General features: G+C 70.8%; 14 protein-coding genes and 1 pseudogene. 11 read left to right on the top strand and 4 right to left on the bottom strand.

Annotated elements, in window-relative coordinates:
* The 8 genes and pseudogenes from TFC3_RS10765 to TFC3_RS10730 form a co-directional block, all read left to right on the top strand.
* On the top strand, nt 1-1,437 hold a 1,437-nt coding region (locus TFC3_RS10765), incomplete at its 5' end, for a fibronectin type III domain-containing protein (RefSeq protein WP_161952567.1).
* Between the two features lie 12 nt (nt 1,438-1,449).
* A pseudogene (locus TFC3_RS10760) lies at nt 1,450-2,433 on the top strand (AAA family ATPase); the annotation flags it as partial.
* A gap of 71 nt (nt 2,434-2,504) precedes the next feature.
* Nucleotides 2,505-3,638 carry a DUF58 domain-containing protein gene (locus TFC3_RS10755; RefSeq protein WP_082771964.1) on the top strand — a complete coding sequence of 378 codons (1,134 nt, stop codon included), beginning with the start codon at nt 2,505-2,507 and terminating at the stop codon, nt 3,636-3,638.
* A complete protein-coding gene (locus tag TFC3_RS10750; RefSeq protein WP_067498834.1) occupies nt 3,632-5,884 on the top strand; it encodes a DUF3488 and transglutaminase-like domain-containing protein in 2,253 nt (750 codons plus the stop codon). The genes TFC3_RS10755 and TFC3_RS10750 overlap by 7 nt, the downstream gene beginning before the upstream one ends.
* Nucleotides 5,885-5,893: 9 nt before the next feature.
* Complete coding sequence (locus tag TFC3_RS10745) at nt 5,894-6,412, top strand: ATP-binding protein (RefSeq protein ID WP_067498831.1); 519 nt, start codon at nt 5,894-5,896, stop codon at nt 6,410-6,412.
* 90 nt (nt 6,413-6,502) lie between these two features.
* Nucleotides 6,503-7,363 (top strand): MBL fold metallo-hydrolase, encoded by an 861-nt coding sequence (locus TFC3_RS10740; protein ID WP_067498829.1) that lies wholly within the window; start codon nt 6,503-6,505, stop codon nt 7,361-7,363.
* 8 nt (nt 7,364-7,371) lie between these two features.
* Nucleotides 7,372-8,217, top strand: coding sequence for a LysR family transcriptional regulator (locus tag TFC3_RS10735; protein WP_067498827.1), 846 nt, complete (start codon nt 7,372-7,374; stop codon nt 8,215-8,217).
* A gap of 330 nt (nt 8,218-8,547) precedes the next feature.
* Nucleotides 8,548-11,142 (top strand): BTAD domain-containing putative transcriptional regulator, encoded by a 2,595-nt coding sequence (locus TFC3_RS10730; protein ID WP_067498825.1) that lies wholly within the window; start codon nt 8,548-8,550, stop codon nt 11,140-11,142.
* Here TFC3_RS10730 and TFC3_RS10725 read toward each other — a convergent pair.
* Nucleotides 11,139-11,807 (bottom strand): NADPH-dependent F420 reductase, encoded by a 669-nt coding sequence (locus TFC3_RS10725; RefSeq protein WP_067498823.1) that lies wholly within the window; start codon nt 11,805-11,807, stop codon nt 11,139-11,141. The two genes, TFC3_RS10730 and TFC3_RS10725, sit on opposite strands and share 4 nt — an antisense overlap.
* A gap of 150 nt (nt 11,808-11,957) precedes the next feature.
* Here TFC3_RS10725 and TFC3_RS10720 point away from each other — a divergent pair, with 150 nt between their 5' ends.
* From TFC3_RS10720 to TFC3_RS35535, 3 genes are read left to right on the top strand one after another with little or no spacing between them, the layout of a single operon-like run.
* Nucleotides 11,958-12,263: a helix-turn-helix transcriptional regulator gene (locus TFC3_RS10720; protein ID WP_067498822.1), complete on the top strand. Its 306-nt coding sequence runs from the start codon at nt 11,958-11,960 to the stop codon at nt 12,261-12,263.
* A gap of 34 nt (nt 12,264-12,297) precedes the next feature.
* Nucleotides 12,298-12,990: a phosphatase PAP2 family protein gene (locus tag TFC3_RS10715; RefSeq protein ID WP_067498821.1), complete on the top strand. Its 693-nt coding sequence runs from the start codon at nt 12,298-12,300 to the stop codon at nt 12,988-12,990.
* 10 nt (nt 12,991-13,000) lie between these two features.
* Complete coding sequence (locus TFC3_RS35535) at nt 13,001-13,717, top strand: phosphatase PAP2 family protein (protein ID WP_082771963.1); 717 nt, start codon at nt 13,001-13,003, stop codon at nt 13,715-13,717.
* On the opposite strand, the gene mptB is transcribed toward TFC3_RS35535, so the two are convergent.
* Genes mptB through TFC3_RS35530 form a run of 3 tightly spaced genes read right to left on the bottom strand, consistent with a single transcriptional unit; the run spans nt 13,614 to nt 15,306 of the window.
* Nucleotides 13,614-15,014 (bottom strand): polyprenol phosphomannose-dependent alpha 1,6 mannosyltransferase MptB, encoded by a 1,401-nt coding sequence (gene mptB, locus TFC3_RS10705; protein WP_161952566.1) that lies wholly within the window; start codon nt 15,012-15,014, stop codon nt 13,614-13,616. The genes TFC3_RS35535 and mptB overlap by 104 nt on opposite strands.
* Nucleotides 14,999-15,205: a helix-turn-helix transcriptional regulator gene (locus TFC3_RS10700; RefSeq protein WP_067498816.1), complete on the bottom strand. Its 207-nt coding sequence runs from the start codon at nt 15,203-15,205 to the stop codon at nt 14,999-15,001. Before TFC3_RS10700 ends, mptB begins: the two co-directional genes overlap by 16 nt.
* The gene (locus TFC3_RS35530) at nt 15,205-15,306 is read right to left on the bottom strand and encodes a DUF2975 domain-containing protein (RefSeq protein WP_236718066.1); all 102 of its coding nucleotides are present in this window, start codon (nt 15,304-15,306) and stop codon (nt 15,205-15,207) included. The genes TFC3_RS10700 and TFC3_RS35530 overlap by 1 nt, the downstream gene beginning before the upstream one ends.
* Nucleotides 15,307-15,324 lie beyond the last annotated feature (18 nt).

Below are 15,324 nucleotides of genomic sequence, written 5' to 3'. Positions count from 1 at the left end.
CCGCCACCCCCGCCCAAGCCGAAGAAGCCCACCGCCAGCAAGCCCGGCGCGCCGCGCAACGTGCGGGCCGCGGCCGGCAACGCCGAGGCCCGGGTCACCTGGCAGCCCGCGTCGGCCAACGGCGCGGCGATCACCCGCTACGTGGTCGAGGGCGACGGCAAGACGTTCCAGGTGGGCGCCGACCAGCGCTCGCTGCAGGTGAGCGGGCTGACCAACGGCGAGACCTACACGTTCGCCGTGCACGCGGTGAACAAGAAGGGCGACGGACCCGAGCGCGTCAGCAACGCGGTCAAGCCGACGGCCGAGGTGCCCGACGCGCCCACAGCGGTCACCGCCGAGGCCAAGCCGGACGGCACGGTCGCGGTGAGCTGGCCCGAGGCCAACGGGCAAGGCCTGGAGATCGACCGCTACACGGTCACCGCGATCAGCGAGGGTGGCAGCGCGCCGATCGGCGACGTCACCGACGGCACGGCCCTGACGATCAAGGACGGCGACCTGGAGTACGGCAAGCAGTACGCGTTCACCGTCGTTGCCGTCAACGAGCGCGGCGCCGGGTCCAAGGCGTCACCGGTCAGCGCCAGCGTGGTGCCGTTCGCCAAGCCCGCCCGGGTGGACAGCGTGGACGCCGCCACCGTGGGCGACCAGCCCGGCACGGTCGCCGTGACCTGGGCCGCCCCGGCGGAAAACGGCCGGCCCATCACCAAGTACTCGGTAGCCGCCGGCGGCAGGACCACCGACGTGACCGACGGCACCGGCGTCACCCTCAACGGCTTCGGCGAGGGCGAGACTGTGCAGGTCGAGGTGCGTGCGGTCAACGAGGCCGGCGAGGGTGAGCCGGGAACGGCGACCGCCAGGACCGTGGCCCAGCCGGTGATCACGGTGACCGGCTCGTCGGCGACCTACAACTCCGGCACTGTCACGTTCACGGTTGACGCCGGCGGCGGCACGGCGAGCTGCTCGATGAGCGCGTCGGGCGGCGGGGGCAGCGCGTCCGGTAGCTGCTCCAGCCTCAAGATCGCCACCTTGAAGCCGTCCACGTCGTACACGTTCACGATCTCGGCCAAGAACGCGGCCGGCACGGTAACCAAGGCTCGGGCGCAGCAGACGGCCGCGCTCTACGGCACCGCGACCTGCCACAACGGCGAGAACGGCGACACCGCGACGTACTGCGACAAGGACGTCGACGGGCGCAACGGCAACGAGATCTTCAGTGTCACCCGGCAGGACAACGACAAGCAGGTCGGCTGGGCCAAGCCCGGCACCCGGCTCGAGGCGTACTGCAAGAAAAAGGGTGACAACATCGACTCGTACATCTACAACAAGCAGAAGCAGTCGAGCTGGTGGATCCGGGTCAACTACGAAGGCAAGAACTACATCCCGTTCGCCTGGTTCAACCTCGACGGTGGCGACGACGTGAACGACCTGCCCACCTGCTGAGGAACCTGCCCCGTGAGTGTTGACCAGATCCCGCCCCAGCACGTGCAGACGTTCGCGGGCATCGCCGCCCAGCTCGCCGAGCGCATCGGCACCGTCGTGCTGGGCAAGCCCGAGGTCGTGCGGCTGGCCCTGACCGCGTTCTTCGCCCAGGGTCACGTGCTGCTCGAGGATGTGCCCGGCGTCGGCAAAACCACGCTGGCCCGGGCGATGGCTGCGGCCGTACGAGGGCAGTGGCGCCGCATCCAGTTCACCCCCGACCTGCTGCCCTCCGACGTCTCCGGCGTGACGATCTTCAACCAGGCCAGCCGCGGCTTCGAGTTCCACCCCGGCCCGGTGTTCGCCAACATCGTGATCGCCGACGAGATCAACCGCGCCTCCCCCAAGACCCAGTCGGCGCTGCTGGAGGTCATGGAGGAACGCCGCGTCACCGTCGACGGCGTCCCGCACCCGGTCCCCCAGCCGTTCCTGGTGGTGGCCACGCAGAACCCGGTCGAGATGGACGGCACCTACCGGCTGCCCGAGGCCCAGCTCGACCGCTTCCTGGTGAAGCTGTCGGTGGGCTACCCCTCGGAGGAAGTCGAGGTCGAGGTCCTGCGAGGCTCGGCGGCCCGCTCCCCCGACACCCTGGAACCGGTCACCGACACCAACACCGTGGGCGAGATGGTCCGCATGGCCCAGCGGGTGCACGTGGCCGACGCGCTGTACACCTATGCGGTCCGGCTGGCCGCCGCGACTCGCAACCATCCTCAGGTACGGGTGGGGGTCAGCCCGCGCGGGGTCATCGCGCTGACCAGGGCGGCGTCGGCGTTCGCGCTGATCAACGGGCGCGGGTACGTGCTGCCGGAGGACTTCAAGGCGCTGGTGGAGCCGGTGTTCGCGCACCGGGTGCTGCTGACGCCGGACGCTCAGCTGCGCGGGGCCAGCGCGGCCGAGGTGCTGGCCGGCGCGGTGCAGTCGGTGGCGGTTCCGCTGCCCGCCTCGCCCGGCGCGGCTGTTTCGCCCGGCGCTGCCGTGCCTTCGCAGGCTGCCGCGAATCCGGGGTGGCCCTCCGATGCTTACGCCGGGGCGTGAAGCGGCTGCGGGGCATCACCGCTCGTGGCCTGGGCGTGGCCGGGGCCGCGGTGCTCCTGCTCGGGCTCGGCTTCCGCTTCGGCTATCCGGACCTGGCTCTGCTCGGGGCCGCCGCGGCCGTTGCCGTGCTGACCGGCGTGATCTTCGCGGTGTGGCGCCCGCGGCTGGACGTGGACCGCAGCGCCGAACCTGACCGGGTGGCCCGCGGCGAGCCGGCCCGGATGATGCTCACCGTGCGCAACACCAGCAAGCTGCGCGCCGCGAACCTGATCGCCACCGACCGGGTGGGCAGCACCGCCGTACCCGTTCCCCTGCTGCGGCTGCGACCCGGCAGCGACACCACCGTGGATTACGCGGTGCCCACCAGCCGGCGCGGCGTCGTACCGGTCGGACCGCTGCGCGTCACCCGCAACGACCCGCTCGGGCTGCTCAGCCTGACCCGCACGTGCGGCGACACTGCCACGGTATGGGTGCACCCGCGCATTCACCTGCTGCGCGCGGTGCCTGCCGGGATGGCCCGCAGCCTGGATGGGCACGTGGACAAGGTGCCGCACGGGTCGATCACCTTCGACTCGCTGCGCGAGTACGTGGTCGGCGACGAGTTGCGCCGGGTGCATTGGCGCAGCTCGGCCAAGGTCGGCGAGCTGATGGTCCGGGAACAGTTGGACACCAGCGAGCCGACCATCGTGGTGCTGCTGGATGACCGGGTGAGCGCGCATCCCGGCCGGGATCCGGAGTCCTTCGAGGTGGCCTGCGAGGCGGCGGCCAGCATCATCGCCGCTGCGGTGCGCGAGGACCTGCCGGTTGTGCTGCAGCTGGTGTCCGGGCCGGCGCAGGGCCCCTATCTGGACGTGCTGACCGAGGCCACCCTGGCGCAGGCGGACCTGACGACGACCGTGCGCAGCCTGCGCCAGAACCGGCTCGGCGACACGCTCGTGTACCTGACCGGCCCCGGTGGGCGGGCCGATCTGGGTTCGGTCGGTGCGCTGCGGGGCCCGTACCCGGTGGTGATTACGGGGCTGCTCGGTGATCGTGAACCGGGGAGCCGGGCGGGTGCCGGGATGATCCTGATCGAGGCGGAGAGCGGGGAGCAGTTCGCGGACGCCTGGGATGGGGTGCGCGGATGGTGAGGTGGGTGCGGGCTGTGGTCGTACCCATGGTCCTGGTGGGGTTGATCTCGCTTTCCGGGGTGGTGCTGGGGCGGATCTATGCCGATGCGTTGCTGGTGGAGCTGGTGGCGGGCGCGGCGTTGCTGAGCGCCGGGACGGCGATGGCGGCTCGGCGGCTGCCATCGTGGAGTGTCGCGCCTTTGTCGGTGGTGCTGCTGGCGGCGTACACGGCGTGGTCCTTGCAGCTGGCGGCGGATCGCGCCGGTCTCGACGGTTCGCTGGTCCACATCGCGGCCGACGCGCTGCGTAACGGGATTCCGCGGCTGCTCACCGCCATGATCCCGGTCGAGCCGACGCCCGACACCGTCGTGGTTCCGGTGATCGCCGCGTGGCTGGCCGGGCTGGCCGGCAGTGAGGTGGCCGTGCGCGCGGGGCGGGTGCTGCTGGGCTGCCTGCCCGCCGCCGGGCTCTTCGGCGCCGCGCTCTACGTGGTGGGGCCCAACGCGGGCAGTGCGGGCTGGCCGACGCTGGCTTTTGCGGGCTTGGTCGTGCTGGCGCTTGCCGTTTCCGCCCGTCCGGCCGCCGGGCCTGAGCTGGAGGGCATCCCGGCGCCGATGCGCGCGGCCGTGCGGGCTCGCTCGCTGGCCAGGGCGAGCGCCGGCCTGGTGGTCCTGATCGGCCTGGTCGCGGCGATCGGCCCGTGGGTTGGCGCCCGCGTGTCCGCGACCCCTGTTGATCCGCGCCGGTACGTCCAACCGCCGCAAGTCGACAGTCTCGACGAGTCTCCGCTCAACCGGATCTCCGGGTGGGCGCTGGCCCCGAAACAGAAGTTGCTGGAGGTGGGCGCCTCCGGCAGCGGCAAGGGTACGGCCCGGCTCCGGCTGGCCGTGCTGCCCGACTACGACGGCATCACGTGGCGCGTCGGTGCCACCTATCGCAACGCCGGCCGGGTGCTGCCAGCTCCCCCCGCGCTGGCAGATGTGCCGGTCGCCAAGGTCACCCAGCAGATCACCATCGACGAGCTGACCGGTCGGCTGCTGCCGGTGGTGCCCACCCCCACGGGCGTGGACGGGACGCGAATCGCCTACGACGCTGCGACGGGAACGGTGATCCGGCCGGAGTCGCTGGTGCCGGGGTTGACGTACACGGTGACCTCCGACCTGCCGGAGCCCGACTACAACCTGCTGCCCACCGCCGACGTGCCCGGCGGTGACGCGGTAACGCGGTACTTGACCGTCGGCGCCGGCGTCCCTGACGACATCCAGCGCCTGGCCGGCCAGCTCGCCGATGGCAACGGCGCCGCGTACGACCGCGCCGCCGCCATCGAGCAGTTCCTGTCCGAGCACTACCGCAGGGTCCCCGACGCGCCGAGTGGTCACGCGTACCCGAACCTCAAGTTCTTCCTGTTCGGCCCGCGCAACCGGGGCGGCCAGGTCGGTACGTCGGAGCAGTTCGCGGCATCCTTCGCGCTGCTGGCCCGGATCACCGGCCTGCCGACCCGGGTCGTGGTGGGCTTCGACGCCCCCCGCAAGGGTGGCACGGTCACCGGCGGCGACGCGGTGGCCTGGCCCGAGGTGCTCTTCGACGACCTGGGCTGGGTGGCCTTCGACCCGATGCCCAAGAGCGACGGGTCCCCCCGCCCGGTCGAGGACGACTTCACCCCCAAACCCTCCGAGCCGCCACCCACCTCCGAACCACCCCCACCGGCCGGCACCACCAGCGCCTCCGCGCCGCCGGTGCTGGCTGAGCCGCCGCCTGCCGGTGCGGGTGGGGTTTCCACGGCGGTCGTGGCGTCGGGGGCTTCCGGGTCGGTGGTGCTGCTGGTGGTGGCCGCGGTGGCTTCGCTGGTGATGCTGCGGCGAGGGTTGCGCCGGCGACGGTTGACGGGTGGGGATGTTGACGCGCGGATCACCGGGGCCTGGCTGGAGTTCACCGATGCGCTGCGGCTCGCCGGGCGGCCGGTGCCCGCGCATCTGGCCGCCACGGAAGCCGCCGAATATGGCTCACAGGTGCAGATGGTTCGCCCGGCCGCGCCCCCGTCGGGAGCCGATGATCTGCCGCCCCTCGGGGACTTGGTGACGGCGGTGAACACGGTGGCCTTTGCGCCGGGTGCCGCTGACGATGTCCAAGCCGTGCGCGCCGGTGATCAGGCGGTGGCCTATGCGGATGCCCTGCGCGCGAAACGGCCCTGGTGGCGGCGTGTCTGGTGGAGTGTCCATCCAGGTCCGCTGCGCTGGCACAAGGGCCGCGCTGGTCCCGGCCGGTAGCGTCGGCTCATGATCGTATGGCTGAACGGCACCCACGGCGTCGGCAAGACGACCACCAGCGCCCTCGTCCAGCAGTTGATCCCCGATTCGCAGGTGTTCGACGCCGAGAAGGTCGGCGAGACCCTGATGGACATCAAGCCCGGTCTGCCCGCGACGGACAACTTCCAGCACTGGCCGCCGTGGCGCCCGCTGGTGGTCGAGACCGCCCGCCGCGTCCTCGACTACACCGGCGGCACCCTGGTGATGCCCATGACCGTGCTCATCGAGGCGTACTGGCGCGAGATCAGCGAGGGGCTGGCCGAGCACGCCATTGCGGTGAGGCACTTCGTGCTGCACGCCGACGAGGACACCCTGCGCGCCCGGATTGCCGGTGAGCACCCGATTGCGTCGCCCTTCCGGCTGGCTCATCTGGGGTTGTACGCCGAAGCCGCGCGCACCTGGCTGCACGCCGAGGCAGAGGTTGTCGACACCACGAACCTGTCACCGGTCCAGGTCGCCGCGACCGTCGCCGGACGGCTGGGCAGCTAACCGTACCTGGCCAGCATAAATACCGGCTCGGTATCGGGCTTGCGACATCGGTGTTGGACGCGGTCCCGACATCGGCGTCAGGGTGAGGTCATGAACCAACCCGTGGCCAAGATTGCGCTGTCAGAACCCTTTACCGGGCCGCTTCCGGTGGCCGATCCGCCCGAAGACATGGCCGTCCTCCACCTGCCCACGGGCACCTATGACACCCGCGCCGCGTTCGCCGTCCGAGGCGGATCCTTCTTCGATGTACGCCACTTCGCCGCCTCGGCCGTTCTCATCCAGCACCCCCGCGGCGACCTGCTGATCGACGCGGGCTTCGGCGCTGACGTCGACCGCCACATCGCCCTGCTCCCCTGGTACGAACGCGCCCCCCACCAGCGCACCAGCACCGTCAGCGACCAACTCGACGCCGCCGGGTACGACCGCAACCGCCTGAAGGGTGTCGTGCTCACCCACGCCCACTGGGACCACGCCAGCGGCCTCGACACGCTCGCCGGCACGCCGCTCTGGATGAACCCTGGCGAGCTGAAGTACGCCGCCACCCACCCAGGCGGCAAGGTCTACCGGGCCGTGAGCGGCGGGCACCGGATTCGTGAGTACACCTTCGAGAAGCGGCCGTACCTCGGCTTCGAGTCCACCTTCGACGTCCACGGCGACGGGTCGGTGGTCATCGCACTGGCCGGCGGGCACACCGAGGGTTCCGTGGTCGTCTTCGTAGCCTTGCCCTCGGGTCAGCGCTACGCCTTCATCGGCGACCTGACGTGGCAGTCCGAGGGTATCCAGCGGCGCGTCGAGCGGCCCTGGCTGCTTGCCACGATCGCCGATCAGGACCGGGAGCAGCTACGCCGGGGCCTGTCCCGGGTCATCGCGCTGGAGGACCGCATGCAGATCATTCCCTCGCACGATCTTGGCTCGTACGCTGGCCTGCCGACGCTCGCCACGGCATATTAGGCCAGGTGATGGACCTTCGACTGCTGCGCTACTTCGTCGCCGTCGCCGAGGAACGGCACTTCGGGCGGGCGGCGGACCGGTTGCACATGACGCAGCCGCCGCTGAGCCGTGCCATCAAGCAGTTGGAGAGTGACCTGGGCGTCGTCCTGCTGCACCGGTCCGCCGCCGGTGTTGAGCTCACCGCCGCCGGCGACACCCTGTATGCCGAGGCGATCGCCCTGCAAGCGCACGCCGATGAGGCCCGCACCCGGGTCACGGCGGCCGGTGCGGTGACGCTGACGATCGGCACGCTGGGCGGCGGCGACAAGGCTGTCGGCCGGCTGGCCGCGACCTTTCGCCGCGCTCACCCGTCTGTCACCATCCGCTTCCGCGAGGCGGATTTCACCGACCCGACCGCCGGGTTGCGCACCGGCGTGGCCGACGTGGCGATCACCAAGCAACCGTTCGACACCGCCGGCCTCAGCGTGCGGGAACTGCGCCCGGATCCGGTCGGGGCCGTGCTGCGCAGCGACGACCCGCTTGCTGGGAAGGACACGCTGAGCCTGCGCGACCTGGAGGAGCGGCCCTGGTTCCAGCTACCGGAGGGTACGGACCCGCTGTGGCGCGCGTATTGGAGCGGCGGAAAGCCCGCCGGTCCCGTGGTGCGCACGGTGGCCGAGTGTATGCAAGCCGTCCTCTGGAACGGCACGGTGGGCATCTCGCCGCTGGCCATCCACACACCGTCAGAGGAACTGGTGTGCATCCCGCTGACCGGCATGCCACCGAGCCAGCTCATCGTGGCCTGGCGCACTGATCGGGAGACGCCGCTGATCCGCTCGTTCGCCGAGATCGCGGTAGCGGCGTACCGGATATGAGCGGCATCGCACAACGAGCGGCTTACCGGACGAGAAGCCGATAGGCATCGGCCGTGAGGGCTTGCCATAGTGAGGTGGCAGGCGCGGCGTCGTGCCCCGCCAGGCTGACGCCGCGCCTGTGCCCCTTCGCGCCGCTCCGCCGGTGCTTGCGGAGGCAGCAATCTTGCACCGGGGCATTTCCCCCCGGCCGCGTGTTCCCGCGCCCTGCGACCGCCGGTACGGTTTCGGTATGGCCGACTTCCCCCGGCGGACATTGCACTTTCGCAGCCGGACCTTGCACCGACCTTGCGCGGCCGTGGCTCAGCACCCGAGCACGCTTCGCACCGCGTCATGAGCCTGGACATCCAGGTCCTCGGTGACGTGCAGATCCGGGTCGCCGGTGTCCCGCAGTTGCGGCGCGCCCAGGAGAAGAAGGCGCTTGCCGTGCTCGTGGCGGCCCGCGGCCCACTGCGCCCGGAGGCGTTTCTCGGAGCGTTGTGGGACGCCGAACACCCGACCGCCCGCGACGCCCTGCTGGCCCCGGTCATCGCCCGGCTGCGACGGATCCTGCGCGACCACGGGCTGGACATCACCTCGGCGCGCCAGTCGCGGGGCTACCAGCTCGTCGCCGCGGCCGATGCGGTGGACGCCTACCGCTTCGAACGTTCGGCGCGCGAGGTGCTGAGCCGGCTGCAAGCCGGCCACTATGCTGAAGCCGAGCAGCAGTACACCCAGGCCGCCGCGAGCTGGACCGCTGAGCCGTTCGCCGAGTTCGGTCCGGACTGGACCGGCGAGGAACCCATGCGGGGCTTCCGCGCCGAGTTGGGCCGGCTACGCGAGAAAGTGGTCGAGCAGATGGCGCGGGCGGCGCTGATCCAGGGCCGCTACGAGCGGGCGCCGGTGTGGTCCGCGCAGGCGATGGCCCGGGGCTTACCCCGGCACGAGGCGTTGTGGCTGCTCGGGGTGCTGGACACGCTGCGCCGCGACGGGGTGGCGGCGGCCGAGGAGCTGGTCGAGCACGGCAACAAGGAGGGCCTGGAGCCGGCGATCACCGCGCGGGCCTTCGACCTGATCAGCATGCACGAGTACGGCATTGACGTGCACCAGCCGCTGACCGGTGAGCTGATGGTGCGGTGCCGCCACAACGACGACTTCCACCCGTGGCGCCTGGTGGCCGGGGCCCTGTGGGCGTACCTGCGCCGCGATCTGGCCCAGATCTCGATCACCCCGGCCCAGCGCAAGATGATCAGCGGGTTCGTGGCCGAGGACGCCATCAAGGCCGTCGATGTGGTGCTGCTGCTGGAGGCGTTGCTACGTCCGGTGTTGCGTGCCATGCCGGTGACGCTGGTGTTCGCCGAGGCCGCGGCGCTGGGGGCGACCGGGCGGCGGGTGCTCGACGAGGTGGTGGACCGGCTGCGGGAGTGGCCCCTCACGGTACGCACCGATGCCGTGTCCGAGGCGGAGGCGATGCTGCAGGCGGCTCGGGCGGAGCGCCGGAATTTTGCTGCCCAGGCGGCCGTCGAGCGGGCCGAGGCGGGGTTGCGGCTCGATCCCGGAGTGCCGCTGAGCATCCAGTTGCTGATGACGCTGGGTGACGCGCACAGTGATCTCGGGGATGCCGCGGCGGCGGCCCGGCACTACCGCCAGGCCTATGACGCCGCCCACGGGCGCCCCGAACCGCAGGCCACGGCGGCAGTCCGGCTGGCGCGGCAATGGTCGGATCCGGGTCTGATCGACGAGCAAATGGTCTTTCTGCTGCGCCGCGCGCTGAGTGCCTTGGATGCCAATGCCGATGCGGTACGTCTGCAGCTCCAGGCCCACCTCGCGCACAAGTCCACCATGGCCGTACCGACCGACCTGGCCTCCGGACCTGAGCTGGCCCGGCAGACGCTGGCGGCGCTCACCCCGGAGCAAGATCCCGAGGTGCGGTGCGAGGTGCTCAACGAGTGCCGCTGGGGGCTCTACGACTCCGCGCCGCCGCGGGAGCTGGCCGGCATTTCCGAACGGCTGCGCGAGGCCGCGATCGCTGCCGGGTCGCCGTACTTCGAAAGCGAAGCCCTGATCGCGCTGATCATCGACCACCTGCGCCTGGGTGGGTTGCCGCTCGTGCACGCGGCGGTCAAGGATCACCGCAAGCTGGTCGCCGAGCACCCGCGCCCGCAAGGGGTCTGGTTGCAAGGGGTGCTGGACACGACGATGCACCTGTGGCGGGGCACGTTCGAGGGCGCGGCGGCCTGGCTGTGCGGCCCGGGGCGGCAGGCCGTCGACGAGCTGCGCTCCCGACCCGTGGTACCGGCCGACAACTTGCGCCAGACGTGGCAGGGTCAGACGTACTGGCTGCTGCATGAGCTCGGGCGCACCGAGGAGCTGTTCGCGCAGGCCGTGGCCACCGACATCGAGCAGGACGCGCACTTCCCGATCTGGCCGGCCGCGCTGGTGCTGGCCTGCTGCGACACCGGCCGGTACGAGGAGGCCGCGGACCGGCTGGCCGCGCTGATGGCCACGCATCGCAACTTCGTGGACTGGCCCGCGCACGGCTGGACCACGCCGACCGCGGCGCTGCTGGCCGAGGCGGTGTCGGTGCTGCACCCGGATCCGGTGGCGGTGGCGGCGCTGCCGTTGCTGCGGCGCATGCTGGCCCCGCACCGCGATGAGCTGGTGCTGGCCGGGTGGCCGGTGGCGGTGGCCGGGCCGGCCGCGCGGTTCAGCGGGCTGCTCGCGCTGGCCGAGGGCGACACCGCGACGGCGATCGACGACTTCACCACAGCGGCGAGCATCGCCCGTGAGTCACCGCCGATTCTGGCCCGCATCCGGTACGACCACGCCCGCGCCCTGCGCCAAGCCGGCCACACCCAGCAGGCAGCGGCGCTGGCCGAACGCGCGCGGGCGACGGCCGAGCGGCTGGGCATGGCAGCGTTAACCGCCGCGGCCGCCGAATTGCTCTAACGCTTGGCCTCGGCCACCACTGCCCGGACCTTGTCGACCGGCGCGGGCGTGCCCATCGGGTCCTCGAAGGTGCCGTACTGCGCGCTGTAGGCCGGGGTGCCCGGCTGCACTCGCCAGCTCGCGGCGAGCGGGCCCACGTCAACGGTGTCGTAGCCGATCGCGGCGAGGAACTCCGTGGCCGCCTGCTTGGCAGCGTCGTCGTCCCCGGCGATTGTCAGGGCCGACCGGTCCGCCGCACCGGCCGGGCGGGCCAGCGAGCCCAGATGCTTGAAGTAGATGTTGTTGAACACCTTGACGAGCTTGGCCCCGGCGAGCTTCTGCTGCTCCAGCTCGGCGCTGGTGATTTCATCGTTGTCGAGCTGGGCGAAGGTGCCGTCGCGCTGCGGGTAGTAGTTGTTCGTGTCGAGGACCACCTTGCCGGCCAGCTCGGCGATCGGCAGGTCCGGGTGGGCCTTGAACGGCACCGACACCACCACAATGTCGCCCGCAGTGGCCGCCTCGGGCGCCGACGCCGCTCGCGCCTTGTCGCCGAGCTCGCTGACCAGCTCGGTCAGCGTCTCCGGGCCACGCGAATTGCTCAGCACCACGTCGTAACCGGCGGCCACCGCCAGCCGTGCGACCGTACCGCCGATGTTGCCGCTTCCGATGAAACCAACAGTTGTCATATCCCGGTCAACCACGCACGGCCCGCGGTATTTCCCATGCGCACAAGTAGTCCTGAGTAAAAGCGCGCAACTGCGTGCTTGTTCGGCTCGGCCCGGCGGATGACGATCGAGCGGCTGATTCACTTTCCGCACGATGCATGAGGCAGGAGCATGAGAACACTTCCCGAGCCCGCCGGTGCCGCTACGCCGGTCGAGTTCGCCGGGCGTCTGCGGGCGTTGATGGCCAAGCGCCGGCACACCATGGACAGCGTGGCCCGTCACGCGCGCGATGCCGGCACGCCCATCTCGCGCGCCTCGGTGCACAACTTGATCACCGCCGGATCCACCCCGCGGCAGGAAACATTGCTGGGGTTCCTGCGCGGCTGCGGCGTGCCCCCGCGGGAGCAAATCCCGTGGCTGATCACCTTCCACCAGGTCTACCCCGACGGGCATCGCCAGGTCCGGCCCGTGGCCTGACTATTTCCGTCCAACCGGGGTACGACCCACGTTCATGAACCTGCGTACCCGGCTGCCGGCCGTGGCCGCCGTCGCGGTCGCGGTGCTGGTGCCCTTCGCCCTGCTGTCCGCCCTGGTGGCCGGCGATTGGCGCCCGCTGCACGACGCCGACGCCTCGGTGACCGCAGCGCTGCACGACTGGGCGCTGCGGCACCCGGGCTGGGTGGACGTCACCAAGGTGTGGACCACCGTCTTCGACCCGAACCCGCTGCGCCTTGCCGCGCTGATCCTGACGGTGTGGTTGTGGCGCCGCGGCTCCCGGGGCACGGCAATGTGGGTGATCACCACGATGGCGGCCGGCGGCATCCTCGGCGCGCTGCTCAAGCTGCTGATCGAGCGGCACCGGCCGGACCTGCTCGACCCGGTGGCCCGGGCCGCCGGGTACTCGTTCCCCTCCGGGCACGCGCTGAATGCGGCGCTGACCGCCGGGGTGTTCGTGCTGGTGCTGCTGCCGTTCGTCCGCCGGCGATGGGTGCTGTGGACGGCCGGGGTGGCGGTGGCGGTGCTGACCGGTATTTCCCGCATCATCCTCGGCGTGCACTGGACCAGCGACGTGGTGGCCGGCTGGCTGCTCGCGGTGGCGGTCATCGCGGCGACCACGATGGCGTTCACGCGCCGCGGGCTGCTGCCGGTGCTGGAGAAGGGGGTGCCGCAGGAAAAAGGAGTAACGCGAGTCACGACCGGGTAATGGCGCGCCCATGTCGGATGTCGTGGTGCAATTTCTCAAGCGGATCTTCGCCCCGGTGCTCGTTCTCTTCGCCATCATGGTGGGGCTGGGACTGCTGATCACCAAGGTGCTGCAGCACCTGTGGCCCTTCACCGTCGAGGACACGGTCAACCGCGATTTCGCCGCGCATCGCGAGACCCTGGGCAACGACATCTCGTACGTCTTCAGCACGATCGGCAGCACTCCGGTGATCATCGGCGTGACCACGGTCGTGGCGATCATCCTGCGCCTGACCTTGAAGCGCTGGCGCGAGCCGCTGTTCCTGTGCGCCGCGGTCAGCGCCCAGGCCCTCGTGTTCTTCTTCACCACGCTGGTCATCGACCGGCACCGCCCCGAGGTCAGCCACCTGGACTCCTCCCCGCCCACGTCGAGCTTCCCGTCCGGGCACACGTCGGCCGCGGTGGCACTCTACGTCGGCATGGCGCTGGTGCTGGCGACGCTGACGACCCGGGCCTGGCTCAAGTCGCTGTGCTGGGTGCTTGTGCTCGTACCGGTCGGAGTGGCGCTTGGGCGTCTCTACCGCGGCATGCATCACCCCACTGACGTGACCGCTTCGTTCCTCAACGGCATCACGTGCGTCTGGATCATGGCGACGGGCATCCTTGATCGGACGGTACGGTGGACGCGGCGCGTTGCTGGCTCAGCCGGAAAGCTCGCCCACGCCCAGTCAGCAGCACTGCACCGGTGATCCCCACAATCACCGTGGTGGCGACGATGTAGCCCGCCACCAGGTGTTCGGCCGCCGTAGCGATTGGCGGCGTCATCAGTGCCACCACCGCGCTGATGCCGATCAACACCAAGCGTTCCCGCTCACTCCGCGCGGTCACGGCCAGGGGCAGCAAAGCCCAGAGCAGATACCACGGCTGTACGACCGGACCGCACATCACCGCGACAGCGAAGATCAGGCCGACGGCTCGCAGCCCGCTGATCCGGCCGCGATGCACGCTCACCAGCAACCGCAGTCCCACGACTACCAGCACCATCGCGCCGATCACGTTGAGCGCGCCGACCGCCGGTGCGGTGAGGTGCGCACCGAAGATCTTGCCGATCAGCATGCCGGTGCCGGTGGTCGGCGACATCCAGCTGTAGACGGTGGTGCTGCCGCGCAGGGCGGTGATCCAGCCGAACCCACCCACCGCGGACAGCGCCACCACACCGGCGGTGGCACCGAGCACCACGGGCAGGAACGGGCGCAGGAACCGGCCCCGGCGGTGCGCCACGTCGACGGCCACGCAACAGATCGCGGCCACGGCCACGACCTTGACGCAGGCCGCAACCGTCAGCAACGCCACGCCCGCGGCGACCCTGCCCCGACCGGCGTTGCTGAGGGCCAGTTCCAGGCCGGCGAGCATCAGGCCGAGCATGAGCGCGTCGTTGTGGACGCCGGAAACGAGGTGCCAGAGCACGAGCGGGTTGAGCAGGCCCAGCCATAGCGCGTACCCCGGTGCCACCCCGCCGCGCAGTGCGAGCCGGGGCAGCGCCCAGCCGATCAGGAGCACGCCGGCCAGCGCGGCCACCCGGTACAGCACCACGCTGGGGACGATGCTGTCGCCGGCGACCTCGGCGACCGCCCGAGACAGGGCCATCCAGATCGGGCCGTAGGGTGCCGGGGTGCTGACCCAGTACGGACTGACGTGCTGGGTCACGATCGAGTCCGGGCCCAGCGCCTGCACCGGCCCGAGAACGTACGGATCCAGTCCCTTGGCCGCGATGAGCCCCTGCGCCAGGTAACTCCACACGTCCAGGCTGAACAGCGGTCGCGCCACCGCCAGGGGCAACGACCACAGCGCGGCGATCTTGTAGAGGTTCCTGGTTGTCAGGGCTGGGACCCGGCGGTGCAGGGCCAGCCAGGCCAGCACCAGGATGCCGATCGGGATGAGGCACAGCATGACCACGAGGTACGTCAGCGGAAAGCAGATCCCGGACGTCATGACCGCCAGCGCCGCGGCAGCCAGCAACCCGGCGAGCACTAATCCTCCACCCACTCCAGCAGGTCCCCCGGCTGGCATTCGAGCACCCGGCACATCGCTTCGAGCGTACTGAACCGCACCGCCTTGGCCCTGCCGTTCTTGAGCACCGCCACGTTGGCCGGGGTCAGGCCCACCCGCTCGGCGAACTCCCCCACGCTCATCTTGCGCTCGGCCAGCTCGACGTCGATGCGCACGACGATCGGCATCAGATCACCGTTTCCATGTCGGTGCGAAGCATAGTGGCCTGCTGCAGCAGAGCCCGCAGCACCACCATCAGCAGCCCCAGCACCATGGCGCCGACGGCCACCGGGAACAGCGGCAGTGT

This window comes from Actinoplanes sp. TFC3, assembly GCF_001553785.1.
Lineage (GTDB): Bacteria > Actinomycetota > Actinomycetes > Mycobacteriales > Micromonosporaceae > Actinoplanes.
This window is presented reverse-complemented; position numbering and strand designations above follow the sequence as displayed.

What these genes read in the sequence shown, in the direction of transcription:
- TFC3_RS10720 (WP_067498822.1), top strand. Translation starts at nt 11,958, where the DNA reads ATGAGAACACTTCCCGAGCCCGCCGGTGCCGCTACGCCGGTCGAGTTC.
- TFC3_RS10700 (WP_067498816.1), bottom strand. Translation starts at nt 15,205, where the DNA reads ATGCCGATCGTCGTGCGCATCGACGTCGAGCTGGCCGAGCGCAAGATG.
- TFC3_RS10715 (WP_067498821.1), top strand. Translation starts at nt 12,298, where the DNA reads ATGAACCTGCGTACCCGGCTGCCGGCCGTGGCCGCCGTCGCGGTCGCG.
- TFC3_RS10730 (WP_067498825.1), top strand. Translation starts at nt 8,548, where the DNA reads ATGAGCCTGGACATCCAGGTCCTCGGTGACGTGCAGATCCGGGTCGCC.
- TFC3_RS10745 (WP_067498831.1), top strand. Translation starts at nt 5,894, where the DNA reads ATGATCGTATGGCTGAACGGCACCCACGGCGTCGGCAAGACGACCACC.
- TFC3_RS10735 (WP_067498827.1), top strand. Translation starts at nt 7,372, where the DNA reads ATGGACCTTCGACTGCTGCGCTACTTCGTCGCCGTCGCCGAGGAACGG.
- TFC3_RS10750 (WP_067498834.1), top strand. Translation starts at nt 3,632, where the DNA reads ATGGTGAGGTGGGTGCGGGCTGTGGTCGTACCCATGGTCCTGGTGGGG.
- TFC3_RS10725 (WP_067498823.1), bottom strand. Translation starts at nt 11,807, where the DNA reads ATGACAACTGTTGGTTTCATCGGAAGCGGCAACATCGGCGGTACGGTC.
- TFC3_RS10740 (WP_067498829.1), top strand. Translation starts at nt 6,503, where the DNA reads ATGAACCAACCCGTGGCCAAGATTGCGCTGTCAGAACCCTTTACCGGG.
- TFC3_RS35535 (WP_082771963.1), top strand. Translation starts at nt 13,001, where the DNA reads ATGTCGGATGTCGTGGTGCAATTTCTCAAGCGGATCTTCGCCCCGGTG.